The following is a 25,146-nucleotide window of genomic DNA, read 5'->3' as shown; positions in this document are numbered from 1 at the left end:
TCTTCGCGAGCGAGCTCGCTCCTACAAAATAAAGACAATAGGGGTCGTCATGGATCAACCCAGTGCAAGCCCGCAACGCAGTTACACCCGTGGTTCCCAGGACAAAGCCTTGCTGGCGATGACCATCGGCCAGGCGTTCGACAACACGGTTGCGCAGTACCCGGACGGGGAGGCGCTGGTGGTGCGCCATCAACAGCTGCGTTATACCTGGCGGCAATTGGCCGAGGCCGCGGACCTGCACGCCAGGGCACTGCTGGCGCTGGGGCTGCAAGCCGGGGACCGCCTCGGTATCTGGGCGCCGAACTGTGCGCAGTGGTGCATCAGCCAAATTGCCACCGCGAAAATCGGCGTGATCCTGGTCAACATCAATCCGGCGTATCGCAGTTCCGAACTCGAATACGTGTTGAAGCAATCCGGCTGCCAATGGCTGGTGTGTGCCGGGGCCTTCAAGACCTCGAACTATCACGCCATGGTGCAGGGCCTGGTGCCGGAACTGGCAGAGCAGTCCATCGGCAAATTGCTCAGCGAGCGGTTGCCGGAGTTGCGCGGCGTGATCAGCCTGGATGTGCAGCCGCCCAGCGGTTTCCTGCCATGGTCGCAACTGACGGATCTGGCTGGCAGCGTGTCTCCTGAACAATTGCGCGAGCGTCAGGAAAGCCTGCATTTCGACCAGGCGGTGAACATCCAGTACACCTCTGGCACCACCGGTTTTCCCAAGGGCGCGACCCTCAGTCACTACAACATTCTCAACAACGGTTACATGGTTGGCGAAAGCCTGGGCTTGACGGCGGCCGATCGCCTGGTGATCCCGGTGCCGCTGTATCACTGCTTCGGCATGGTCATGGGCAATCTTGGCTGCATCACCCATGGCAGTACGATGATTTATCCGAACGACGCGTTCGATCCGTTGCTGACCCTGGGCACCGTGGCCGAAGAAAAGGCCACCGCGCTGTACGGCGTACCGACCATGTTCATCGCCATGCTCGATCAACCTCAGCGTGCCGGGTTCGACCTGTCGAGCCTGCGCACCGGGATCATGGCGGGCGCAACCTGCCCTATCGAGGTGATGCGCCGGGTCATCAGCGAAATGCACATGAGCGAAGTGCAGATTGCCTACGGCATGACGGAAACCAGTCCGGTGTCGTTGCAGACCGGTCCTTCGGACGACCTGGAACTGCGCGTGACCACCGTCGGCCGCACCCAGCCGCAACTGGAAAGCAAGATCATCGACGAAGCGGGCAACCTGGTGCCGCGTGGCACCATCGGTGAGCTATGCACCCGCGGTTACAGCGTGATGCTCGGCTATTGGAACAACCCTGAAGGCACGGCGGACGCCATCGATCAGGCTGGGTGGATGCATACCGGTGACCTGGCGAGCATGAACGACGAGGGTTACGTGTGCATCGCCGGGCGCAACAAGGACATGATCATCCGTGGTGGTGAGAATATTTACCCGCGAGAGCTGGAAGAATTTTTCTTCACTCATCCGGCCGTTGCGGACGTGCAGGTGATCGGCATTCCCTGCTCGCGCTACGGCGAAGAAATCGTCGCCTGGATCAAGTTCCACCCCGGCCACAGCGCCACCGAGCAAGAGCTGCAAGCCTGGTGCAAGGAGCGCATCGCGCACTTCAAGACTCCGCGTTACTTCAAGTTCGTCGAGGAGTTTCCGATGACGGTGACTGGCAAGATCCAGAAATTCCGGATGCGCGAGATCAGTATCGAGGAGTTGCGCGAAAAGCAGGAATGAAGAGGAAACCTGTGGGTGCGAGCTTACTCGCGATGAGGGTGTGACATTCAACATTTGTGCTGACTGATCCACCGCCATCGCGAGCAAGCTCGCTCCCACAGTGTCTTGAAGAGTTTTCAGAATCGCAGACAGCACAAAGGGGAGCCGAAGCTCCCCTTTAATTTTCGTTGCGCGTGCTCTTTTTTTATTATTGAGGGTCGGTCTGTTTTTGTTTTTGGCAACCGTTGCCCTTTACCGCTGTTTTTGGCGATCCCCATTCGGGATCAAGAGCAAACGTATTTTTTTGAGCGCTGATCTACTTTCTCGCTAAGCGATCCAACCAGTTCGGGAGCTACCTGAAGGTAGTTTTATTATTCTCTGCCCGGTTGCGGGTAACTCCGAAAAGCACCCTGAAAAGCACATCTTCTCCAAAAAAATCTGTTAGCTGCGTCTCTGCCGTGTTGTTTTTGTTATGTCAGAGTCGTTACGTCTTGTTTTTATTAGGTTTGCTGCAATTTTTTTATTCTTGTTGTGCGATAGATATAGCAGGAGGCGTGCCAACTTTATAAAAGCCTTTAAAATCAATGGTTTGAAAATTTGTAGGGTTTTGCGCCTCAGGCAAAACCCTACATTTTGTTTCCGTGTTACTCGCTTGCGCCCACGTTTGAGTCCGTGCGGTAACACCCGGACACACTCAGCGCACTCACTGTGCGCTGCGGGCCTTGGCCACGCGGGAGCCGGTAGGGCGACCCAACACCGTGCAAATCTGCTGGCCGGCGAGCATCAAGGCGTCGAGGTCGATTCCGGTGTCGATGCCCAGGCCGTTGAGCAGGTAAACCACGTCTTCGGTGGCGACGTTACCGCTGGCACCCTTGGCGTAGGGGCAGCCGCCGAGACCTGCGATGGAGCTGTCGAACACCGAGATGCCTTCCAGCAAGCTGGCGTAGATGTTGGCCACAGCCTGACCGTAGGTGTCGTGGAAGTGCCCGGCGAGTTTCTCCCGGGGCACCTCCTTCGATACCACTTCAAACATCTTGCGGGTTGCGCCAGCGGTGCCGGTGCCGATGGTGTCCCCCAGCGAGACCTCATAGCAGCCCATGGCATACAGCTCGCGGGCGACCAGGGCGACCTGCTCCGGGGCGACATGACCTTCATAGGGGCAGCCCAGTACGCAGGACACATACCCGCGCACAGTCACCCCATGTTGTCTGGCGGCGTCCATGATCGGTCCGAAACGCTCCAGGCTTTCGCTGATCGAGCAATTGATGTTGCGCCGGGAAAACGCTTCGGACGCCGCCGCGAACACGGCCACTTCCTTGACCCCGGCGGCGAGGGCATCTTCGAAACCGCGCAGGTTGGGGGCGAGCGCGCCGTAGACCACGCCCGGTTTGCGCTGGATCTGCGCGAAGACCTCGGCGGAGCCGGCCATCTGCGGCACCCATTTGGGCGAAACGAAACTGCCGACTTCGATATAGCCGAGCCCGGCTGCGGTCAGTGCGTCGACCAGTTGCACCTTATCGGTAACACTGATGGGTTGGGCTTCATTTTGCAGGCCGTCGCGTGGGCCGACTTCGACAATGCGTACGTGGGTGGGGAGGGGCATGGGGTTCGACCTGTGCTGATTGTTCGGAGAACCCTGTAGGAGCGAGCCTGCTCGCGATGGGCTCCCAGGCACCGTGTTTATCCAGCAAACACGCGTTATCGTTAACGACCATCGCGAGCAGGCTCGCTCCTACAAGGGGTCGGGTTTTACTGAATGACTTCCTGGCTTTTGAGCGTCTGCTCCAGCGCCTGCACGCAGCGCTCTTCGGCGGTATCGAGTTCCAGTTTCATCTGTTCGATGTCCAGCATTTGCTGTTCAAGCTGCTCCCGGCGCTCACTGATTTTCGCCAGCATGCTGTGCAACTGTTTGGTGTTACCGCTGGACGGATCGTAGAGCTCGATCAGCTCGCGGCATTCAGCCAGGGAGAAACCGATGCGCTTGCCCCGCAGGATCAGCTTCAGGCTGACCTTGTCGCGGGGCGAGTAAATGCGTTCCTGGCCACGGCGCTCGGGGCTGAGCAGGCCTTGCTCTTCATAAAAGCGAATGGCACGGGTGGTGATGTCGAGCTCGCGGGCGAGATCGGAAATGCTGTAGGTCTGGCTGCTCATGGACGCGCTCGCAAAAGGTCATGGCGCTAAGCTAATGGTAGGTTGACGTTTACGTCAAGGGGCAGGTCTTTCCGGTGTGGAGAAGGGCCTCATCGCGAGCAAGCTCGCTCCCACAGGGATCTGTGTCGGACACAAGTATTGTGTTCACTGGATACCTACTGTGGGAGCGAGCTTGCTCGCGATGGGGGCACCTCGGTATCAAGCCCTACACCTTCTCGAGCTTTTTCTCCTGCGCCGTCACCTGCTGGCACAACTCGATCATCTGCTCGCGCATCCAACGGTTCGCCGGGTCCTGGTCAGTGCTTTCGTGCCAGTAGAGGTGGGTTTCCACCGGCGGTACATCGTTGACCGGCAGATAAAAGGCGTGCAAATCGTTACGACGGGCGAAGCGTTCCGGTACGGTCATGACCATGTCGGTCTGCTGCAACACTTGCGAGGCCATCAGGTAATGCTGGGAGCGCAGGGCGATCTTGCGCTGGATGCCCATCTTGCCCAGCGCCAGGTCGACATAGCCGAGGCCGCTGCGACGACTGGAAATATGGATGTGGGTCAGGCTCAGGTAATCGTCCAGTGTGAGTTTTTCCTTGCCCGCCAGCGGATGCCCCTTGCGCATGGCGCACACGTAGCGGTCCTCCATCAACTTGACGTGACGCACCTGCGGGTCGGTGTTGAGCGGCGCATCCACCGCGAAGTCGAGGCGACCGGCGGCCAGTTCCTTGGTGGTTTCGCGACGTTTGGACAGGAAGCTTTCGATGATCACCGCCGGTGCCAGGCGGCGCAGGCGCTGGAACAGCGGCGGCAGGATCACCGCTTCGGTCAGGTCGGTCATGCTGATGCGATAGGTCTTGACCGCTTGCTGCGGGTTGAAAATGCGGCTTTCCTGCACCGACACGCGCAGCAGCGAGAGCGCGTTGCGCACCGGGCCGATGATGTTCTGCGCCATGGGCGTGGGCACCATGCCCTGGGCGGTGCGCACGAACAACGGGTCGTTGAAGGTCTCGCGCAACCGGGCCAGAGCGTTCGACACCGCTGGCTGGGTAATGCCCACAATCTGCCCGGCGCGGGTCAGGTTGGCTTCGGTGTAGATCGCGTCGAAGACGATGAAAAGGTTGAGATCGACCTTGCTCAGATTCATTACGCGGCTCTCTTATTGTGTGGGCGGGCTGACCGTGACGATCAGCCGATCATATATCGGTGATGAATGTTTATACACGCCGAGAATAGGCTAGGTAAATTATCAACGCTGTTCTAGCATCGATACATGACCTAAAACAACCTCCCCCAAGAAGGTATCTCGCTCATGGATTTCGCTTATTCGCCCAAGGTTCAGGAACTGCGTGAGCGCGTAACAGCGTTCATGGACACCTACGTCTATCCCGCCGAAGCCGTGTTCGAGCGCCAGGTCGCCGAGGGCGATCGCTGGCAGCCGACGGCGATCATGGAAGAACTGAAACTCAAGGCCAAGGCCGAAGGCCTGTGGAATTTGTTTCTGCCTGAGTCCGAACTGGGTGCCGGCCTGACCAACCTCGAATACGCGCCACTGGCGGAAATCATGGGCCGCTCGCTGCTGGGGCCAGAGCCGTTCAACTGCTCGGCACCGGACACCGGCAACATGGAAGTGCTGGTGCGTTACGCCAACGAAGAGCAGAAACAACGCTGGCTCGAACCGCTGCTGCGGGGCGAGATCCGCTCGGCGTTCGCCATGACCGAACCGGATGTCGCGTCCTCCGACGCCACCAACATGGCCGCCCGTGCCGTGCGCGATGGCGACGAGTGGGTGATCAACGGCAAGAAATGGTGGACCTCGGGTGCTTGCGACCCGCGCTGCAAAATCCTGATTTTCATGGGGCTGAGCAATCCGGACGCGCCACGTCACGCCCAGCACTCGATGATTCTGGTGCCGGTGGATGCGCCCGGTGTGAAGATCGTGCGTCCACTGCCGGTGTTCGGTTACGACGATGCACCTCATGGGCACGCCGAAGTGCATTTCGAAAACGTGCGGGTGCCCTACGAAAACGTCCTGCTGGGCGAAGGGCGCGGCTTCGAAATTGCTCAAGGTCGCCTTGGCCCTGGCCGGATTCACCATTGCATGCGTTCGATCGGCATGGCCGAGCGCGCCCTGGAACTGATGTGCAAGCGCTCGGTGAACCGCACGGCGTTCGGCAAGCCTCTGGCACGCCTGGGCGGCAACATCGACAAGATCGCCGACTCGCGGATGGAAATCGACATGGCACGCCTGCTGACGTTGAAAGCGGCGTACATGATGGACACCGTCGGCAACAAAGTGGCGAAAAGCGAGATCGCGCAGATCAAGGTCGTCGCGCCAAACGTGGCATTGCGGGTGATCGACCGGGCGATCCAGATCCATGGCGGGGCAGGGGTTTCCAACGATTTCCCGCTGGCCTACATGTATGCAATGCAACGCACCCTGCGCCTGGCCGACGGCCCGGACGAAGTGCACCGTGCGGCGATCGGCAAGTTCGAAATCGGCAAATATGTGCCGAAAGAGATGATGCGTAGCGGGCAATGAGACCGCAAAGAATTTGTGGGCCGTGAGTATTTGTGGCGAGGGGGCTTGCCCCCGTTGGACCGCGAAGCGGGCCTGAATCCATTCACCGTGTTGGCTCTGATGCAACGCGGTGGATGATTCGCGACTGCTTCGCAGCCGAACGGGGCGGTGCGGCGTTCCGACAAGCCCCCTCGCCACATTTGTTCGCATTTCAGTTCAATACACCCAAACCTCAACCCGCCGATTCTTGATCCTTCCCTCATCGGCGCTATTGGCCGCCACCGGCATTTCGGCACCGAATCCGCGAATATCGCGAAACACCACGCCGCTCTTCACCAACTCCCGCCGTACCGCCATGGCCCGCAGCTTCGACAACAGATCGGCGCGCGCCGGGTCGCTCTTGGCATCGCCAAACCCCACCAGCGTCACTTGCCCAGCCGTTTTGTCGTGCTGCTTTATATAGTCGAGCACCCGCCACAGGTCTTGTCGGGCCTTGTTGTCCAGGGTGGCGCTGCCTTCCTCGAAACGGAAGTTCACCGACAACCGTTGAGCATGTCTGCTTAGCGCCTGATAACCCTCTGGCATCAGCGCATTGGGGGTAACGGCCATGGCCTGGACGGTTTGGGCAATAAAACCGTTGGCGGCCACAATGGCCTGACCCTTAGTGCTTTGGGCAAACGCCACCAGGGCATTGGCCCAGGGATTTTTTCCGTTGGGTGGCAGATAGAAGAACAGCCGACGGGACAGCGGATAATCTTCCGTGGCAATCAGGCTGTTGAGCGGCGGCATGGCTTGCGATTGACCGTCGACAATGGCCACGGCTTTAGCCTGGCGCACGTAGGGCAAACCGATGAAACCGATGCCTTGCGGGTCCGCGCTGACCGCATCGGACAGTTGTTCGCTGGACTCGAAGCGCTTCGCCGCACTGCCGAGGGTTTTCGCGTGGCCGCTGAGGACCAGTTCCTTGAAGGTGTCGTAGGTCCCGGACTGATTATCCCGTGCATACAGATGAATCGGCCCGCCGCGACCGCCAATGTCTTCCCAGCTCTTCACCTCGCCACTGAAAATGCGCGCCAGTTGCACGGTGTCGAGTTGGTTCAGCGGATTGTCCGGATGAAGGATGATCGCCAGGCCATCGATGGCAATGACCTGTTCGGCGCTCGGGCTTTTCAGGTCACCGAGCGATTGCAGGCTGGCCAGTTCGCTGTCCTTGATCGGGCGCGACGAGGCGGCCAGATCGGCGCTGGCTGCTTTGAGTGCAGTGAAACCGGTGCTGGAACCATGGGCCGCTACCTCCACCACGACCCGACGGCCCTGAACGGTTTCGCCGACGATGCGCAGTTCGTTGGCGGTGTCCGGGGTTTCACGGCGGATCTTGCGCAGGCCCTGTTCACTCAACAGACCCTCGACCAGCGCCGGCCCCAATGCCGCACCGATGGTGTTGGAACCCTGAATCCGCAGCGCCGGGCCGTGTTCGGGTGTCGGCAAGTCGCCGGCCGAGGCCGCCTGCGGCAAGCCCGTGCACAGCATCAACAGGAACAACACGCGCAGCATCATGCCGGCACCTTATAAAGCCAAAGGAGGTGTCGGGAGATTAAGTCAGTAAGGTTTCCGAAAAATGACAAATTGCAGTGGTGGTCCCCTGTGGGAGCGAGCAAGCTCGCTCCCACAGGGGATTGTGGTTGGTCCTGAATCAGCTCAACTCAAGCCAGATCGGCGCATGGTCCGAAGGTTTTTCCATGCCTCGCAGTTCATAGTCCACACCGGCGGCCTTCACCCGTGGCAACAGGCCGTGGGAGGCGAGGATCAGGTCGATGCGCAGGCCACGTTTGGGCTCGTCTTCGAAGCCACGGCTGCGATAGTCGAACCAGCTGAAGGTGTCGGTCACGTCCGGGTTCAAGTGACGGAAACTGTCGACCAGGCCCCAGTTTTTCAGACGGGCCATCCACTCGCGCTCTTCCGGCAGGAAGCTGCACTTGCCGGTTTTCAGCCAGCGCTTCATGTTGTCCGGGCCGATGCCGATGTCGCAGTCTTCCGGGGAAATGTTCACATCGCCCATCACCACCAGCGGCTGGTCGTTCTTGAACTGGCTTTCCAGCAATTGCTGCAAATCGCCGTAGAAACGCTGCTTGGCCGGGAACTTGGTCGGGTGGTCGCGGCTTTCGCCCTGTGGGAAATAACCGTTCATGATGGTCACCGGTACGCCGTTGGCGTCGGCGAAGGTGCCCCAGATGAAGCGTCGTTGGGCGTCTTCTTCGTCGGTGGCGAAACCTTTATGCAGGGCCAGCGGCTCCTGGCGCGAGAGCAGGGCAACGCCGTAATGGCCTTTTTGCCCGTGGAAGTACACGTGATAACCCAGGGCCTGCACCTCGGCCAGCGGGAACTGTTCGTCGTGGACCTTGGTTTCCTGCAAGCCGATCACATCGGGCTGGTGCTTTTCGATCAGCGCCGCCAGCTGATGGGGGCGGGCGCGCAGCCCGTTGATGTTGAAGGAGACGATCTTCATGGTCGGCAGTCCTGGCAAAAGGGCGATGCTAGCTGACATGTGGGAATCGGGCCAGTGTGGGGTGAGGGGATTCGGTTTTGCCTGTCAGCTTTGCGTCGATAGTGATGGCCTCATCGCGAGCAAGCTCGCTCCCACAAAAGCAAAGGCGGTTTCATTGCCTACACTGATTGCGGATCTGTAAGGAACTGTGTCAGCGCCAACAGGCTCGTAACAACAAGAGTGCAGCCACCCGAGCTGTGCCGGGGAGATCAACCGTCATGCCCGAAACCTCGACCGCCATCGCCGATATTCACATGCTCGACAGCGGCTACGGCCGCGAAGCGCGTTCGTTGCTGTACCAGGCTTATCGACACGAGCCGACTTTCGGCTATCTGTTCGAAGCCGAGCGCCCCGGCTACGAACAGCGGGTTCGCGCCACAGTGCGCGAGTTGGTGACCCAGCACTTTTTTCAGGACCTGCCGGCCATCGGCCTGCTGGTCAACGACCGCCTGATCGGCATCGCCCTGATCGCACCGCCACAACGTCGCCTCGGCGTCACCGAAAGTTGGGCCTGGCGCCTGCGCATGGTGCTCAGTACGGGATTTCGCTGCACCCGTCGCTACCTCGAGTATCACGCTGCCGTGGAAGCCTGTGTGCCAAACGACTCGGTGCACGTCCTGCCGTTGCTGGGGGTTCATCCGCAGTTCCAGGGAAAACATTTCGGTGAACAACTATTGCAAGCCGTGCACAACTGGTGCGCAGTGGATGAAAATTCACAGGGCGTGATCCTCGATACAGGGAACCCTCGCTACCTGGAGTTCTATAAGCGCCAGGGCTATCAGGAAATCGGTGAAGTTGCCGTAGGACCGATTCGCGAGCACGTGTTTTTTCACCCCAATCCCCAGGTGTTACACACGGCAACGGCCTGAACCTCGAACTTTCCGGGCATGTCAGGCTCTATCACGTTCTCAAGCTCGTGATAGCATCCGCGCCTATGAAGTTTCCAGGAAGAATTACCAGCGGTGTGCTGATGCTGATGACCAGCTGCGCAGCGCTGGCACAAAGCGATTTGGATGTACGGATCAAACCGTCCAATGACGAGCTGAAAGCCAATATCGAAGGCTATATCGGCAGCCTCGGCGATCGCGATGAAGAAGCGTTGCTGCGCTTCAGCCGTGGCGCCGAAGAACAGGCGCGCAAGGCCGCCCAGGCCTTGGGCTATTATCAGCCGCACATCGACAGTGAAGTGAAGGGCGGCGAAAAGCCGCGCCTGGTGTTGACGGTCGACCCCGGCGAGCCGGTGCACTTGCGCAACGTCACGGTACGTGTCGACGGTCCGGCAGCCTCCCTCAAGTCCTTTCGAATTCCCAAAAGCGACGCGCTCAAGCCCGGCGCCGTGCTCAACCATGGGCATTACGAGGACGCCAAGCGCCTGATCCAGAATCAGGCTTCGCGTTATGGCTTTTTCAGCGGCCGTTTCACCCGTTCAAAACTGTCGGTCGACCCCCGTGCCGGCGTCGCCGATATCGAACTGATCTATGAAAGCGGTCCGCGCTATACCTTGGGCAAGGTCAGTTTCGAGGGCGATACGCCGTTCGATGACGAGTTGCTGCAACGCATGGTGCCGTTCAAGACCGGCACGCCGTATGACTCGGAACTGATCGCCGAACTCAACCAGAACCTGCAATCGAGCGGCTACTTCGAAGGCGTGCGCGTGGACGCGGCACCCACGGCGTCCAGGGACGAGGCGATCCCGGTGGACGTCAAGCTCGAAACCCGCAAGCCGCGGACCATGGGCCTGGGCCTGGGTTTCTCCACCGACGTCGGCCCGCGGGCCAAGGCCAACTGGACCCGGCACTGGGTCAACGCGCAAGGGCACAGTTATGGCTGGGAAACCGAAGTCTCGGCACCTCGGCAAAACGTCGGGCTGTTCTACGACATTCCGCTGGACCCGCCACTGACCGACAAACTGCGTTTTGCCGGTGGCTACCAGAATGAAGAAATCGCCGATAAGGACAGCCACAGCAAGCTCCTGACCCTCGGCCCCGAGTGGCACAGCAAACTGCCCAGCGGCTGGCAACGGGTGGTGTCGCTGAAGTGGCAGCGCGAGGATTACCAACTGGGCGATGACTCGGGACTCAGTACCTTGCTGATGCCCGGTGTGAGCTATTCGTACCTCAAAAGCGACAACCGCATCGACCCGCACAACGGCTATCGCCTGCAATTCGAATCCAAAGTGGCCAAGGAAGGTCTGGGTTCCGACAGCAACGTGCTCTACGGCACGGCATTGGTCAAAGGCCTGACGACGGTGTTCGATAAACACCGCCTCCTCGGGCGGGTGCAGGTCGGCGGCAGTGCCACCAACGGCTTCAAATCGGTGCCGCCATCGCTGCGCTTCTTCGCCGGTGGCGATCAGAGCGTGCGTGGCTACGACTATCAGAGCCTGTCCCCGGAAAACTCCGACGGCGACCGCATTGGTGGCCGCTACATGGTCGCCGCCAGCGCGGAGTATCAGTATTCCATCGCCGAAAAATGGCGGATCGCGACTTTTGTCGATCAGGGCAACTCCTTCAACACGCTCGAACTGCCGAACCTCAAGACCGGGGTCGGTATCGGCGTGCGCTGGGTATCGCCGGTGGGGCCGATCCGCCTCGACCTGGCCCACGCGCTGGACGACGATGGCGGTATTCGACTGCACTTTTCCATGGGGCCTGAGCTGTGAAGCGTGGTTTGAAAGCAACACTGCTGACGATGGTGGCGCTGGTGGCAGTGGTTGTCCTGACGCTGGCCACGGTGCTGGGTACGGCGACAGGCAGCCGCTGGGCATTGGGTTTCGTGCCGGGCTTGACCCTGGAAAACTTCCAGGGCCGGCTGGGCGGGCAGTGGAGTGCCGACCGGGTGCTGTGGCAGCAGGACAGCAACCGGGTTGAACTGAGCAAGGTGATTTTCGCCTGGTCGCCGTTGTGCCTGACCCGCATGACCCTGTGCATCGAGCAATTGCAGGCCGATCAGGTCAGCCTGACGTTCCCGCCGGGTGCCGAAGAGCCAGGCAGCGGCCCGATCACGCTCCCGGAGCTGAAGTTACCGTTGGCCCTCGAACTGGGAGAGATCAAGGTCGGCAGCCTGTTGTTCAACGGCAGCGAAGAGCTCAAGGGCATGCAATTGGCGGCGCACTGGACGACGGCCGGTTTGAAGATCGACGCGCTATCGATACAGCGCGATGATCTGAGCCTGAACCTCTCCGGCCTGTTGCAACCTTCCGGCAACTGGCCCCTCAGCGCCTCCGGCAAGTTGACCCTGTTGTCGACGCCTGAGCCGCTGGCGCTGGCGCTGAAAGTCGACGGCGACCTGCTCAAGACCCTGAACCTGAACGCCGACAGCAGCGGTTACCTCAACGGGCAACTGACCGGCGAACTGCAACCGCTGGTGGAAAACCTGCCGGCCAAGGTGCGGATCACCGCCGATGGCTTCAAGCCCAGTGCCGATCTGCCGGACACCCTGCAACTCAATCAGCTTGAACTCACGGGGGCAGGCGACTTGAAGAACGGCTACGCGCTGCTCGGCAAAGCCACGCTGCCCGCCGAGCAAGGGCCCGTCACCCTGGCGCTGCAAGGCAAGGTCGACGCCAAGGGCGCGCAGATCGCCGCGCTGGACCTGACCGCCAACGACAAGCAAAGCCTCAAGCTCACCGGACAGCTAGATTGGAGCAAGGGCTTGAGCGCCGAGGCGAAGATCGACTGGCTGGATTTCCCGTGGCACAGGCTCTATCCGCTCATCGACGAACCGCAGGTAGCGCTTCGCACGTTCACCGGCGAAGTCTCTTACACCGACGGCAAGTACCTCGGGCATTTCGCCGCGGCGGCGGATGGTCCGGCCGGCGCCTTCACCCTGGCCAGCCCTTTCGCGGGCGACCTGACGAAAATCTATCTGCAACAGATTCAACTCCAGGCCGGGCAGGGTAAGGCTGAAGGGCACCTGAACCTGCAATTTGCCGACGGCATTGCCTGGGACACCGCGCTGGACCTGTCGGCGATCAACCCGGCGTACTGGGTCGCGGAGCTGCCGGGCACACTGGCCGGGCCGTTGCGCAGCACGGGCGAGATGAAGAACGAGGTGCTCAGCCTCAATGCCGACCTGGACCTCAAGGGCAAACTGCGCGGTCAGCCTGCGGTGATCCAGGCCAAGGCCGATGGCCGTGGCGAGCAATGGAACCTCAATACCCTGCAAGTTCGCCTCGGCGACAACAGCATCAGCGGCAAAGGCAGCCTGCAGCAGAAACTCGCCGGCCAGATCGATCTCAAGTTGCCGCGCCTGGCCCAGCTCTGGCCGCAACTGCGGGGCCAGCTCAATGGCCGCGTGGATGTCGCCGGCACACTCAAGGCGCCCCAAGGCAAGCTTGACCTGCAAGGCTCGCAGCTGGCTTTCCAGGACCATCGCCTGCAAAGCCTGAACCTGGACGCCACGCTGGACAGTGCGCAACGGGCGAAAGTCGACCTCAAGGGCAGCGGCATCCGGGCCGGTGACACTTCACTGGGAACCCTGACCGCCAGCGGCCAGGGCGATATCAAGAACCAGAAGCTGAACCTCGATCTGCAAGGGCCGAAGCTGAAACTGGCGCTGGGTCTGGACGGTGCGCTGGACAAAGGCAATTGGCGCGGACGCCTGGCCAGCGGTGATGTACAGGCCGGTGGCCAGGACTGGAAGCTGCAAGGGCCGGCGAAACTCGAACGCCTGGCGGACGGCAAAATCACCTTTGGCGCCCATTGCTGGGCCTCCGGCCAGGCCAGCCTCTGCGGTGAAGACGCGCGCCTGATGCCCGAGCCGAAGCTGCGTTATCACCTCAAGCAATTCCCGATCGACAGCCTCGCGCAGTGGTTGCCGAAGGATTTCGCCTGGCAGGGCCGGCTCAACGCCGAGCTGCAACTGGACCTGCCGGCCAGTGGCCCGAACGGCCAGGTCAGCGTCGATGCCGGCGGTGGCACGTTGCGCATCAAGGACAAGGATCAGTGGCTGGACTTCCCGTACCAGACCCTGAAACTCACCAGCAAACTCACGCCCAAGCGCATCGACACCGAGCTCAACTTCGTCGGTGGCAAACTCGGCGAACTGATGGTGCAGGCGCAGCTCAATCCGTTGCCGAAGAACAAACCGTTGAGCGGCTCGTTCCGCTTGAGCGGGCTGGACCTGTCGGTGGCGCGACCGTTCGTGCCGATGGTCGAGAAACTGACCGGGCGTTTGAATGGCAGCGGCACGATTTCCGGTGGGCTGCTGGCACCGCAGGTCAATGGCAGCCTGCAACTTAGCGACGGTCAGATCTCCGGTCCTGAGTTGCCGATGGAGCTGAAAAATCTGCACCTCCAGGCGCTCATCGCCGGTGAAAGCGTGCAACTGAACGGTGGCTGGGACAGCGGTAAGGCCGGGCATGGCAGCCTGAACGGCAACGTCGCGTGGGGCCAGGCGCTGGTGGTGGATCTGGCGCTCAAGGGTTCGCAGTTGCCAGTCACCGTCGAGCCTTACGCCAAGCTGGAAGTCGCACCTGACCTGAAAATCTCGATGAAGGGCGATGAGTTGGCCATCGCCGGCAAAGTGCTGGTGCCCAGGGGCGACATCACCATTCGCGAGTTGCCGCCATCGACGGTCAAGGTCTCCGATGACACGGTGATCGTCGGTCAGCAGACCGAGGAGGGCAAGCCGCCGCTGGCAATGAAAATGGACATCGAAGTGCTGGTCGGTGAGGACAAGCTGAGCTTTGCAGGATTTGGCCTGACCGCGAATGTGCAGGGGCATGTGCACATCGGCGACAACATGGACACCCGTGGCGAGCTGTGGCTCAACGATGGGCGATATCGCGCCTACGGCCAGCGGCTATCGGTGCGCCGGGCACGCTTGCTGTTTGCAGGTCCTATCGATCAGCCGTACCTGGACATCGAGGCCATTCGCAAGACCGACGACATCATCGCCGGCATTCGTTTGAGTGGCAGCGCCGAGCAGCCGACCACGCAGATCTTCTCCGAACCGGCCATGAGCCAGGAGCAGGCCCTGTCCTATCTGGTGCTCGGGCGTCCGCTGAGCAGCAATGGCGAAGACAACAACATGCTCGCCCAGGCGGCCCTCGGGTTGGGCTTGATGGGTAGCTCCGGGGTGACCAGCGGCATCGCCAAGAACCTGGGCATCCAGGACTTCCAGCTGGACACCCAGGGCAGTGGCGATGCCACCAGTGTGGTGGCCAGCGGCAATATTTCCGAGAAGCTCAGCCTGCGCTATGGCGTCGGCGTGTTCGAACCGGCCAATACCATTGCCCTGCGCTACAAACTGAGCAAGAGGGTCTACCTCGAAGCCGCCGGCGGCGTGGCCAGTTCGCTGGACATCTTCTACAAGCGGGATTTCTAGGCCTGCGTTTTCGTTAAAACCGAGTCGTCCCCATCGCGAGCAAGCTCGCTCCCACAAGGTCCAGTGCGATCCCTGTGGGAGCGAGCTTGCTCGCGATGGCGTCAGTGTGGCCGCAACAAATCCCGACGCCATTGATCAGCTATTTACCAAGCATGCTAACTATTACGTTGACATTCGCTGCCTAGGCAGTAACATCTTGACATACATTCACTGCCTAGGCAGCTAATTGGTGGTCAGATGAAACATTTCTCCCCGGAAGATTTCCAGAATTGCCATCTCGGCCTGTTGCTCGGGCGTGCCGCGCTGCTCAAGGACCGGATCATCGACACCCACATGGAACCCCACGGCATCACCGCCGCGCAGTTCAAGGTGTTGATCATCATCGCCCAGTACGGCGTCGATTCGCCGGGCGAGTTGTGCCGTCACCTGTCCCTGGACAGCGGCTCGATGACGCGCATGCTCGATCGTCTGGAACAGAAAGGTTTCCTTGCCCGCCAACGCTCCGAGGCAGATCGCCGCCAGGTGCAGCTTGTGCTCACGGAAGAAGGGCAGAAGCTCGCCGGGCGGTTGCCGCACATCGGCGCCGAAGCCATGAATGAACTGGCCGGTGCCATCACTCCAGAAGAACTGAAAACCCTGGAGTTGATCCTGAAGAAAATTTTGGTGGCAGCCGGTGACGCGATCACCCTGCTGCGGGTAGGTGACAAATGAGCAGCAACCCCTTGCGTACCGGCTTGAGCCTGGTGCTGTTGGCCATGAGCGTCGCCGGTTGCGCCAGTTACAGCGGCCTGAAAACCGAAGGCGTCAGCCTCGACGCGAAGACCCTCAAGGCCGGGCAATCCCTCAGCGGTGTGACGTTGTCCCCCGCGGCCTGGCCAAAAAGCGACTGGTGGAAAAGCCTCGGCGACCCACAGCTCGATGGCCTGATCCGCGAGGCCCTGCGCGACAGCCCGGACATGCAGATCGCCGATGCCCGTGCCCATCAGGCCAGCGCTGCCGCTTCCGCAGCCGACGCTGCGCGGATGCCGACCCTGGATGCCAGCGCTGGTGTCAGCCGTTCGCGCTTGGCCCGGGACCAGGACCCGCTCGGGCAGGGTGACGCTTACGCCACCGTTCGCAACATCAGCACCGGTTTCAACTACGACTTCGACCTGTGGGGCGGTCAACGCGATGCCTGGGAAGCGGCCCTCGGCCAGGCTCGCGCCGCCGAAGTCGACCAGCAGGCTGCGCAACTGACGCTGGCCGCCGATGTCGCCCGGGCCTATAGCGATCTCGGTCAGGCGCACATCGTCTACGACCTGTCCAACGAAGACCTCAAGCGCACCCGGCAAATGCTCGACCTCAGCCAGCGGCGTCTGACTGCCGGGATCGACAGCCAGTACCAGTTCCAGCAGACCGAAAGCCTGGAGGCCACTTCCCGGGCCAACCTGATCGACGCCGAAAAACGCTTGAACAGCGCGAAAATTGCCCTGGCCGTTCTGCTCGGCAAAGGCCCGGACCGCGGCAATGAAATTGCCCGCCCGAACATTCTTCAGTCGAGTGCGGTAGCGCTACCTTCGGTGCTGCCGGCCGAGTTGCTGGGGCGTCGCCCGGACTTGGTGGCCGCGCGCTGGCGGGTCGAAGCGGCGAGCAAAAGCATCGACGCCGGCAAGACCCGGTTCTATCCCAACCTGAACCTCAGCGCCGCCGCCGGTGCCGAATCCTTGCTGGGCGATGCGATGTTTGGTTCGGCCAGCCGCTTCTTCAACATTGCACCGACGATCTCTGTGCCGATCTTCGACGGTGGCCGCTTGCGCGCCGACCTCGATTCCCGCGACGCCGATTACGACCTCGCCGTGGCGCAGTACAACAAAAGCCTGGTCAAGGCGCTGGGGGATGTCAGCGACAGCGTCAACCAGCTGCGTGACATCGGCCGGCAGATCGCCGCCCAGCAGCACGCCACCGACATCGCCCAGGATTCCTACAACACCGTGGTCCAGCGTTACGGTTCCGGCATCGGCAACTACCTGGACGTGCTCAGCATCGAGCAGCAATTGCTCCAGGCCCAGCGGCAGCTGGCCAACCTGAATGCCGAGCAGATTGACCTGTCGATCCAACTGATGCAGGCGCTGGGCGGCGGTTTCCAGCCTGAGGCCATCGCCTCGGCCAACGCCACGCCAGCCACGCTGACCCACTAATTCAAGGTACTTGTCATGGCCACTGCCGATACAACTCAACCTCCTGAAAACACCCAGGGCAACCCCAATTCGGGCAAGCGCAAGTTCATGCTGCTGGTCCTGGCTGCCGTCGTCGTGCTCGGTTGCGCCGGTGTCTGGGCCTACCACGAATTCTACGGGCGCTGGAGCGAAAGCACCGACGACGCCTATGTGAACGGCAACGTGGTGGAAATCACGCCGCTGGTCACCGGCACCGTGGTCAGCATCGGCGCCGATGATGGCGATCTGGTGCACGAAGGCCAGGTGCTGGTGAACTTCGACCCGAACGACGCCGAAATCGGTCTGCAAAATGCCCAGGCCAATCTGGCGCGTACCGTGCGTCAGGTGCGTGGCTTGTATAGCGATGTGGACGGCATGAAGGCTCAGGTCAACGCCCAGAAAGCCGAAGTGCAAAAGGCCCAGGACAACTTCAGCCGCCGCAAGAACCTAGCTGCCGGCGGGGCGATTTCCCAGGAAGAGCTGTCCCACGCCCGCGACGACCTGACCTCGGCGCAAAACGCCCTGGCCAATGCCGAACAAAAGCTCAAGACCACCAGCGCGCTGGTCGATGACACCGTGGTTTCATCGCACCCGGACGTGATGGCCGCCGCCGCGCAACTGCGTCAGGCCTACCTGAACAACGCCCGCAGCACCTTGATTGCGCCGGTGACCGGTTACGTGGCCAAGCGTTCTGTACAACTTGGCCAGCGCGTGCAACCGGGTACCGCGTTGATGGCGGTGATTCCCCTGGATCAGCTGTGGATCGACGCCAACTTCAAGGAAACCCAGTTGCGTGACATGCGCATCGGCCAACCGGTGGAGATCGAGACAGACCTGTACGGCAGCAGCGTCAAATACAGCGGCACCATCGACAGCCTCGGCGCCGGGACCGGCAGTGCGTTTGCCTTGCTGCCAGCGCAAAACGCCACCGGCAACTGGATCAAGATCGTGCAGCGCGTGCCGGTGCGAGTCCACGTCAACGCCGAGGAGCTGGCCAAACATCCGCTGCGGGTCGGCCTGTCGACCATGGTCGATGTGGACCTGCACGACCAGAGCGGGCCGGTGCTGGCACAACAGCCGCCGCAGAAGGCTTCGTTTAGCACCAACGTCTACGACCGTCAGCTGATCGAGGCCGACGCGATGATCACCCAGTTGATCCACGACAACAGCGCCGCGGTCAGCAAGACCGCGCAACGCTGATTCGCCAGTCCGTCATCAACCGGATCTTGTGGGAGCGAGCTGTGGCGAGGGGGCTTGCCCCCGTTGGGCTGCGAAGCAGCCCCAAAATTTCCGATGTATCGAAGATCTTGTGAGTGCTGCGCACTCAAACGGGGGCAAGCCCCCTCGCCACAGCTCGCTCCCACAGGGTTAGCGGCGCTAGCCGAGTTTCAAAGGATTTACGATGAGCAATAACGCGTCTTTCACACCGCCCAGCCTGTTGCTCAGCACCATCGGCCTGTCGCTGGCGACCTTCATGCAAGTGCTCGACACCACCATCGCCAACGTGGCGTTGCCGACGATCTCCGGCAACCTGGGCGTGAGTTCGGAGCAGGGCACCTGGGTCATCACCTCGTTCGCCGTGAGCAACGCCATCGCCTTGCCGCTGACCGGTTGGCTCAGTCGGCGTTTCGGCGAGGTGAAGCTGTTTGTCTGGGCGACGCTGCTGTTCGTGCTGGCTTCGTTCCTGTGCGGGATTTCCACCTCGATGCCGGAGCTGGTGGGCTTCCGGGTGCTGCAAGGGGTAGTGGCCGGGCCACTGTACCCGATGACCCAGACCCTGCTGATTGCGGTTTACCCCCCGGCGAAACGGGGGCTGGCGCTAGCGCTGCTGGCGATGGTCACGGTGGTCGCGCCGATTGCCGGGCCGATCCTCGGCGGCTGGATCACCGACAGCTACAGCTGGCCGTGGATTTTCTTCATCAACGTGCCGATCGGCCTGTTCGCGGCATGGGTGGTCACCCAGCAGATGAAAAAGCGCCCGGTGGTCACCAGCCGCCAACCGATGGATTACGTCGGTCTGATCGCGCTGATCATTGGCGTCGGGGCGCTGCAGATTGTGCTCGACAAGGGCAACGATGCCGATTGGTTCGAATCCAGCTTCATCGTGATCGGCTCGGTGATTTCGGTGGTGGCCCTGGCGTTCTTCGTGATCTGGGAAATGACCGACGAACACCCGGTGGTCAACCTGCGCCTGTTCGCCCATCGTAACTTCCGCTACGGCACCATCGTGCTGATCCTGGGCTATGCCGGGTTCTTCGGGATCAACCTGATTTTGCCGCAGTGGCTGCAAACGCGACTGGGCTACACCGCGACCTGGGCCGGTTTTGCCGTGGCCCCGCTGGGGATCCTGCCGGTGCTGCTGGCGCCGTTTGTCGGTAAGTACGCACCGAAATTCGATATGCGCCTGCTGGCGGGCGGGGCGTTCCTGGCCATCGGCCTGAGCTGTTTCATGCGCGCAGGCTTCACCAATGAAGTGGACTTCCAGCACATCGCCATGGTGCAGTTGTTCATGGGGATCGGCGTAGCGCTGTTCTTCATGCCGACCCTGACCATCCTGCTCTCGGACCTGCCACCGAACCAGATTGCCGACGGTTCGGGGCTGGCGACATTCTTGCGGACCTTGGGCGGCAGTTTCGCGGCGTCGTTGACCACCTGGATTTGGATTCGTCGGGCGGACCAGCACCACGCCTACCTGACCGAAAGCATCACCCCCTTCGATCCGGCGACCCGCGAAGCGCTGACCCACCTGGGCGGGGCAGGGGCCAAGGCCTATACGCAGCTGGACCAGATGGTGATCAGCCAGGCGTACATCATGTCCACGGTGGACTACTTCACCTTGCTGGGCTGGATGTTCGTGGGGTTGATACTGATTGTCTGGCTGGCCAAGCCGCCGTTTACGGCGAAGGCCGGGCCAGAGGCTTCCGCGGGGCACTGACAAACGCAGTGGAACCCATGTGGGAGCGAGCTTGCTCGCGATAGCGGTGGATCAGTCAACAAAGATGTTGGATGTTAATCCGCTATCGCGAGCAAGCTCGCTCCCACAGGGATCTCCTACAGCCTTCAGTTCGCGGGTGCTGCCAGTTGCGGTGGCGGAGTGAAGTCAAACGGCGCCAGCGCAAACCCTTGCTCATCCACCTGCAATGCCCACCCTTGACGATCCCAATCCCCCAGCACAATGCGCCGGGCCGCTTGCTCGCCAAGCTGCAACTTGTGAATCGCGGGGCGGTGGGTGTGCCCGTGGATCAAGGTCTTCACGCCGAATTCCTGCATGATCCGCGGAATCTCTTCGGGCGTGACATCGACGATGTCATTGGCCTTCATCCGCGTTTGCGCACGGCTTTCACTGCGCAGTTTGCGCGCCAGCTTGTGCCGGGTGCGCAGCGGCAGATGCCGCAGGATGAACAGGGTGATCGGGTTGCGCAGGTAGCGACGCAGCTTCATATAGGCTTCGTCGCGGGTACAGAGGCTGTCGCCGTGCATCAGCAGCACCGGCTCGCCGTTGAACTGCACGACACTCGGATCCTTCAACAAGGTGCAGCCGGCTGCTTTGCAGAAGGCCTTGCCCAACATGAAGTCGCGATTGCCGTGCATCAGGAAAATGGCCGTGCCGCTGTCGCTCAATTCGCGCAGGGCCTGGCAGATGGAACGCTGGAAGGGTGTCATGGCGTCGTCGCCAATCCACACCTCGAAGAAGTCGCCCAGAATGTACAACGCACTCGCCGAGCGGGCGCGTCCGGCGAGCAAATCCAGAAACGCCCGGGTAATGTCCGGGCGCTCCTCTTCCAGATGTAAATCTGAAATCAGCAATATCACTCAATGATCTCGGCTTTCTCGATGATCACGTCGTCTGCCGGTACGTCCTGGTGGCCGGACTTGGAAGTGGTGGCCACGCCTTTGATCTTGTCGACAACGTCGGTGCCGGCGGTCACTTTACCGAATACCGCGTAGCCCCAGCCCTGAACGTTCTTGCCGCTGTGGTTCAGGAAGCTGTTGTCCGCCACGTTGATGAAGAACTGTGCGGAAGCCGAATGCGGCTCCATGGTGCGGGCCATGGCGACGGTGTATTTGTCGTTGGAAAGACCGTTGTCGGCTTCGTTCTGGATGCTTGGACGCTTGTCTTTCTTTTCTTTCATGCCTGGCTCGAAACCGCCGCCCTGGATCATGAAGTTACCGATGACACGGTGGAAAACGGTGTTTTCGTAGTGACCGGCTTTAACGTACTCAACGAAGTTGGCCACGGTGATCGGGGCTTTGTCGGCGTTCAGTTCGAGGACGATGTCACCGAAGTTGGTAGTCAGTTTGACTTGGGTCATGATCGTTACTCACTAGAGGAATTCGTGGTGTTGGAACATCTCGTCCCGCCACCGGTTCAGCCTTTTTGGCCAAGGTGCGCAGTTTAGCGTGCCAGACGCGAATTTCGAGGCTGTTTTTTCATTTACGGCCTATTAAATGCGACGGTTTACAGAGTGCGCTCTGTCAGGTACTTGACGGCATCGGCTATGATAGCGGCTTTGTTTTGTCCGGCCTTCATTACGGCCACGCACTTGTACGTTCAAGGATCCTATGAGCAAGCCCACTGTCGACCCTACCTCGAATGCCAAGACCGGCCCTGCCGTGCCGGTCAACTTCCTGCGGCCGATCATCCAGGCAGACCTGGACTCGGGCAAGCACACGCAGATCGTCACCCGTTTTCCGCCTGAACCCAACGGCTACCTGCACATCGGCCACGCCAAGTCGATCTGTGTGAACTTCGGCCTGGCCCAGGAGTTCGGCGGCGTCACGCACCTGCGTTTCGACGACACCAACCCGGCCAAGGAAGACCAGGAATACATCGACGCGATCGAAAGCGACGTCAAATGGCTGGGCTTCGAATGGTCCGGTGAAGTGCGCTACGCCTCGCAGTATTTCGACCAGTTGCATGACTGGGCGGTGGAGTTGATCAAGTCCGGCAATGCCTACGTCGACGACCTGACCCCGGAACAAGCCAAGGAATACCGTGGCAGCCTGACCGAGCCGGGCAAGAACAGCCCGTTCCGCGACCGCAGCGTCGAAGAGAACCTGGACCTGTTCGCCCGCATGAAAGCCGGCGAGTTCAAGGACGGCGCACGGGTGCTGCGGGCCAAGATCGACATGGCCTCGCCGAACATGAACCTGCGTGACCCGATCATGTATCGCATCCGTCACGCTCACCACCACCAGACCGGTGACAAGTGGTGCATCTACCCCAACTACGACTTCACCCACGGTCAGTCGGACGCCATCGAAGGCATCACCCATTCGATCTGCACCCTGGAGTTCGAAAGCCACCGTCCGCTGTACGAGTGGTTCCTCGAGCACTTGCCGGTACCGGCCAACCCGCGCCAGTACGAGTTCAGCCGCCTGAACCTGAACTACACCATCACCAGCAAGCGCAAGCTCAAGCAGCTGGTCGATGAAAAGCACGTCAACGGCTGGGACGATCCGCGCATGTCCACGCTGTCGGGCTTCCGCCGCCGTGGCTACACGCCTAAATCGATCCGCAACTTCTGCGAAATGATCGGCACCAACCGTTCCGACGGCGTGGTCGACTTCGGCATGCTCGAATTCAGCATCCGCGACGACCTCGACCACAGCGCCCCGCGCGCGATGTGCGTGTTGCGTCCGCTGAAAGTCGTGATCACCAACTACCCGGAAGGCCAGGTCGAGAACCTCGAACTGCCGTGCCACCCGAAAGAAGACATGGGCGTGCGCGCGTTGCCGTTCGCCCGTGAAATCTACATCGACCGTGACGACTTCATGGAAGAGCCGCCGAAGGGCTACAAGCGCCTGGAACCGGCCGGTGAAGTGCGTCTGCGTGGCAGCTACGTGATCCGCGCCGACGAAGCGATCAAGGACGCCGATGGCAACATCGTCGAACTGCGTTGCTCCTACGATCCGGACACCCTGGGCAAGAACCCGGAAGGTCGCAAGGTCAAAGGCGTGATCCACTGGGTGCCGTCCGCTGCCAGCGTCGAGTGCGAAGTGCGTCTGTACGATCGTCTGTTCCGTTCTCCGAACCCGGAGAAGGCCGAAGACAGTGCCAGTTTCCTGGACAACATCAACCCTGATTCGCTGCAGGTACTCACCGGTTGTCGTGCTGAGCCTTCGCTGGGCAATGCACAGCCGGAAGACCGTTTCCAGTTCGAGCGTGAAGGTTACTTCGTCGCCGATCTCAAGGACTCGAAACCAGGTCAGCCGGTATTCAACCGTACCGTGACCCTGCGTGATTCGTGGGGCCAGTGATTTAGCGTCAAGGAATAAACGTGCTTACGATCTACAACACGCTCACCAAGAGCAAAGAAGTCTTCAAGCCGCTCGATGGCAACAAGGTGCGCATGTACGTGTGCGGCATGACCGTGTACGACTATTGCCACCTGGGCCACGGCCGCAGCATGGTCGCGTTCGACCTGGTGACGCGCTGGTTGCGCTTCAGCGGCTATGACCTGACCTACGTGCGCAACATCACCGACATCGACGACAAGATCATCAATCGGGCCAACGAGAACGGCGAGTCGTTCGAAGCGCTGACCGAGCGCATGATCGCGGCGATGCACGAAGATGAAGCGCGCCTGAACATCAAGAAGCCGGACATGGAGCCGCGTGCCACGGATCACATCCCTGGCATGCACGCGATGATCCAGACCCTGATCGACAAGGGCTACGCCTACGCCCCGGGCAATGGCGACGTGTACTACCGCGTCGGCAAGTTCATGGGCTACGGCAAGCTGTCGCGCAAGAAGATCGAAGACTTGCGCATCGGCGCACGCATCGAAGTCGACGAGTCCAAGCAGGACCCGCTGGACTTCGTTTTGTGGAAAGCCGCCAAACCGGGCGAACCGAGCTGGGAATCGCCGTGGGGCGCCGGGCGTCCGGGCTGGCACATCGAGTGCTCGGTGATGTCCACCTGCTGCCTGGGCGAGACCTTCGACATTCATGGCGGCGGCAGCGACCTTGAGTTCCCGCACCACGAAAACGAAATTGCCCAGAGCGAAGCGGCCACCGGCAAGACCTACGCCAACGCCTGGATGCATTGCGGCATGATCCGTATCAATGGCGAGAAGATGTCCAAGTCCTTGAACAACTTCTTCACCATTCGCGACGTGCTCGACAAGTACCACCCGGAAGTCGTGCGTTACCTGCTGGTGTCGAGCCACTACCGCAGCGCCATCAACTACTCGGAAGACAACCTCAAGGACGCCAAAGGCGCTCTGGAGCGTTTCTACCACGCGTTGAAAGGCCTGCCGAACGTGGCGCCAGCGGGCGGCGAAGCCTTCGTCGAGCGCTTCACCCAGGTGATGAACGACGACTTCGGCACACCGGAAGCCTGCGCGGTGCTGTTTGAGATGGTCCGCGAGATCAACCGCCTGCGTGAGAGTGATCTGAACGCTGCGGCCGGTCTGGCCGCCCGTTTGAAAGAACTGGCCAGCGTGTTGGGTGTGTTGCAACTCGAAGCCGATGACTTCCTGCAGGCTGGCGCCGAAGGGCGCGTGGACGCAGCCGAAGTCGAGGCGCTGATTGCCGCGCGTCTGGCGGCACGCGCCGGCAAGGACTGGGCCGAATCCGACCGCATCCGCGACCAGCTCACCGCAATGGGCGTGGTGCTGGAAGACGGCAAGGGTGGGACGACCTGGCGTCTGGCTGACTGACAGCTGTAGTGCTTGAAAACAAAACC

Annotated in this window: 18 protein-coding genes; 11 read left to right on the top strand and 7 right to left on the bottom strand. The window is 61.0% G+C overall.

Annotation, left to right across the window (positions count from 1 at the left end; all coding sequences use genetic code 11):
* Window positions 1-49: 49 nt before the first annotated feature.
* Window positions 50-1,747, top strand: a complete 1,698-nt coding sequence (locus PSJE_RS23675; protein ID WP_090456654.1) for an AMP-binding protein — start codon at window positions 50-52, stop codon at window positions 1,745-1,747.
* A gap of 682 nt (window positions 1,748-2,429) precedes the next feature.
* Here the strand turns inward: PSJE_RS23675 and PSJE_RS23670 are convergent.
* The 3 genes from PSJE_RS23670 to PSJE_RS23660 all read right to left on the bottom strand — a co-directional run bounded on the left by PSJE_RS23670 (window position 2,430) and on the right by PSJE_RS23660 (window position 5,012).
* Window positions 2,430-3,329 carry a hydroxymethylglutaryl-CoA lyase gene (locus PSJE_RS23670; protein WP_090456652.1) on the bottom strand — a complete coding sequence of 300 codons (900 nt, stop codon included), beginning with the start codon at window positions 3,327-3,329 and terminating at the stop codon, window positions 2,430-2,432.
* Between the two features lie 146 nt (window positions 3,330-3,475).
* Window positions 3,476-3,877 (bottom strand): MerR family transcriptional regulator, encoded by a 402-nt coding sequence (locus PSJE_RS23665; RefSeq protein WP_057714129.1) that lies wholly within the window; start codon window positions 3,875-3,877, stop codon window positions 3,476-3,478.
* Window positions 3,878-4,082: 205 nt separating this feature from the next.
* On the bottom strand, window positions 4,083-5,012 hold the full coding sequence (locus PSJE_RS23660; protein WP_090456650.1) for a LysR family transcriptional regulator: 930 nt from the start codon (window positions 5,010-5,012) through the stop codon (window positions 4,083-4,085).
* A 165-nt stretch (window positions 5,013-5,177) separates the two neighbouring features.
* Here PSJE_RS23660 and PSJE_RS23655 point away from each other — a divergent pair, with 165 nt between their 5' ends.
* Window positions 5,178-6,407: an acyl-CoA dehydrogenase gene (locus tag PSJE_RS23655; RefSeq protein ID WP_057714131.1), complete on the top strand. Its 1,230-nt coding sequence runs from the start codon at window positions 5,178-5,180 to the stop codon at window positions 6,405-6,407.
* A 195-nt stretch (window positions 6,408-6,602) separates the two neighbouring features.
* Here the strand turns inward: PSJE_RS23655 and PSJE_RS23650 are convergent, their stop codons facing one another.
* Together PSJE_RS23650 and xthA are read right to left on the bottom strand one after the other, a co-directional pair.
* Window positions 6,603-7,943 carry a phosphate ABC transporter substrate-binding/OmpA family protein gene (locus PSJE_RS23650; RefSeq protein WP_090456648.1) on the bottom strand — a complete coding sequence of 447 codons (1,341 nt, stop codon included), beginning with the start codon at window positions 7,941-7,943 and terminating at the stop codon, window positions 6,603-6,605.
* A 136-nt stretch (window positions 7,944-8,079) separates the two neighbouring features.
* Window positions 8,080-8,892: an exodeoxyribonuclease III gene (gene xthA / locus PSJE_RS23645; protein WP_057714133.1), complete on the bottom strand. Its 813-nt coding sequence runs from the start codon at window positions 8,890-8,892 to the stop codon at window positions 8,080-8,082.
* Between the two features lie 257 nt (window positions 8,893-9,149).
* On the opposite strand from xthA, the gene PSJE_RS23635 reads away from it, so the two are divergent.
* The 7 genes from PSJE_RS23635 (at window position 9,150) to PSJE_RS23605 (ending at window position 20,391) form a co-directional block, all read left to right on the top strand.
* The gene (locus tag PSJE_RS23635; RefSeq protein WP_090456646.1) at window positions 9,150-9,800 is read left to right on the top strand and encodes a GNAT family N-acetyltransferase; all 651 of its coding nucleotides are present in this window, start codon (window positions 9,150-9,152) and stop codon (window positions 9,798-9,800) included.
* Between the two features lie 65 nt (window positions 9,801-9,865).
* Window positions 9,866-11,593 (top strand): autotransporter assembly complex protein TamA, encoded by a 1,728-nt coding sequence (locus PSJE_RS23630; RefSeq protein ID WP_090456644.1) that lies wholly within the window; start codon window positions 9,866-9,868, stop codon window positions 11,591-11,593.
* Window positions 11,590-15,261 carry a translocation/assembly module TamB domain-containing protein gene (locus tag PSJE_RS23625; protein WP_090456642.1) on the top strand — a complete coding sequence of 1,224 codons (3,672 nt, stop codon included), beginning with the start codon at window positions 11,590-11,592 and terminating at the stop codon, window positions 15,259-15,261. The genes PSJE_RS23630 and PSJE_RS23625 overlap by 4 nt, the downstream gene beginning before the upstream one ends.
* Before the next feature lie 237 nt (window positions 15,262-15,498).
* Window positions 15,499-15,972: a MarR family winged helix-turn-helix transcriptional regulator gene (locus PSJE_RS23620; RefSeq protein WP_090456640.1), complete on the top strand. Its 474-nt coding sequence runs from the start codon at window positions 15,499-15,501 to the stop codon at window positions 15,970-15,972.
* Window positions 15,969-17,438, top strand: coding sequence for an efflux transporter outer membrane subunit (locus PSJE_RS23615; RefSeq protein WP_090456638.1), 1,470 nt, complete (start codon window positions 15,969-15,971; stop codon window positions 17,436-17,438). Before PSJE_RS23620 ends, PSJE_RS23615 begins: the two co-directional genes overlap by 4 nt.
* A gap of 15 nt (window positions 17,439-17,453) precedes the next feature.
* Complete coding sequence (locus tag PSJE_RS23610) at window positions 17,454-18,656, top strand: HlyD/EmrA/EmrK family protein (RefSeq protein WP_090456637.1); 1,203 nt, start codon at window positions 17,454-17,456, stop codon at window positions 18,654-18,656.
* Window positions 18,657-18,858: 202 nt separating this feature from the next.
* Window positions 18,859-20,391, top strand: a complete 1,533-nt coding sequence (locus tag PSJE_RS23605; protein ID WP_090456635.1) for a DHA2 family efflux MFS transporter permease subunit — start codon at window positions 18,859-18,861, stop codon at window positions 20,389-20,391.
* A gap of 125 nt (window positions 20,392-20,516) precedes the next feature.
* On the opposite strand, the gene lpxH is transcribed toward PSJE_RS23605, so the two are convergent.
* Both lpxH and PSJE_RS23595 read right to left on the bottom strand, forming a co-directional pair.
* Window positions 20,517-21,269 carry a UDP-2,3-diacylglucosamine diphosphatase gene (gene lpxH, locus PSJE_RS23600; protein WP_090456633.1) on the bottom strand — a complete coding sequence of 251 codons (753 nt, stop codon included), beginning with the start codon at window positions 21,267-21,269 and terminating at the stop codon, window positions 20,517-20,519.
* A complete protein-coding gene (locus PSJE_RS23595; protein ID WP_008053603.1) occupies window positions 21,266-21,769 on the bottom strand; it encodes a peptidylprolyl isomerase in 504 nt (167 codons plus the stop codon). Before PSJE_RS23595 ends, lpxH begins: the two co-directional genes overlap by 4 nt.
* A 250-nt stretch (window positions 21,770-22,019) precedes the next feature.
* On the opposite strand from PSJE_RS23595, the gene PSJE_RS23590 reads away from it, so the two are divergent.
* Both PSJE_RS23590 and cysS read left to right on the top strand, forming a co-directional pair.
* On the top strand, window positions 22,020-23,717 hold the full coding sequence (locus PSJE_RS23590; RefSeq protein ID WP_090456631.1) for a glutamine--tRNA ligase/YqeY domain fusion protein: 1,698 nt from the start codon (window positions 22,020-22,022) through the stop codon (window positions 23,715-23,717).
* A gap of 20 nt (window positions 23,718-23,737) precedes the next feature.
* Window positions 23,738-25,120: a cysteine--tRNA ligase gene (gene cysS, locus PSJE_RS23585; protein ID WP_007970481.1), complete on the top strand. Its 1,383-nt coding sequence runs from the start codon at window positions 23,738-23,740 to the stop codon at window positions 25,118-25,120.
* Window positions 25,121-25,146 lie beyond the last annotated feature (26 nt).

It is taken from the genome of Pseudomonas jessenii, assembly GCF_002236115.1.
In the GTDB taxonomy this organism is placed as follows: Bacteria; Pseudomonadota; Gammaproteobacteria; order Pseudomonadales; family Pseudomonadaceae; genus Aquipseudomonas; species Aquipseudomonas jessenii.
The sequence above is the reverse complement of the archived record's forward strand: the minus strand, read 5'-3'. Positions and strand labels throughout refer to the sequence as shown.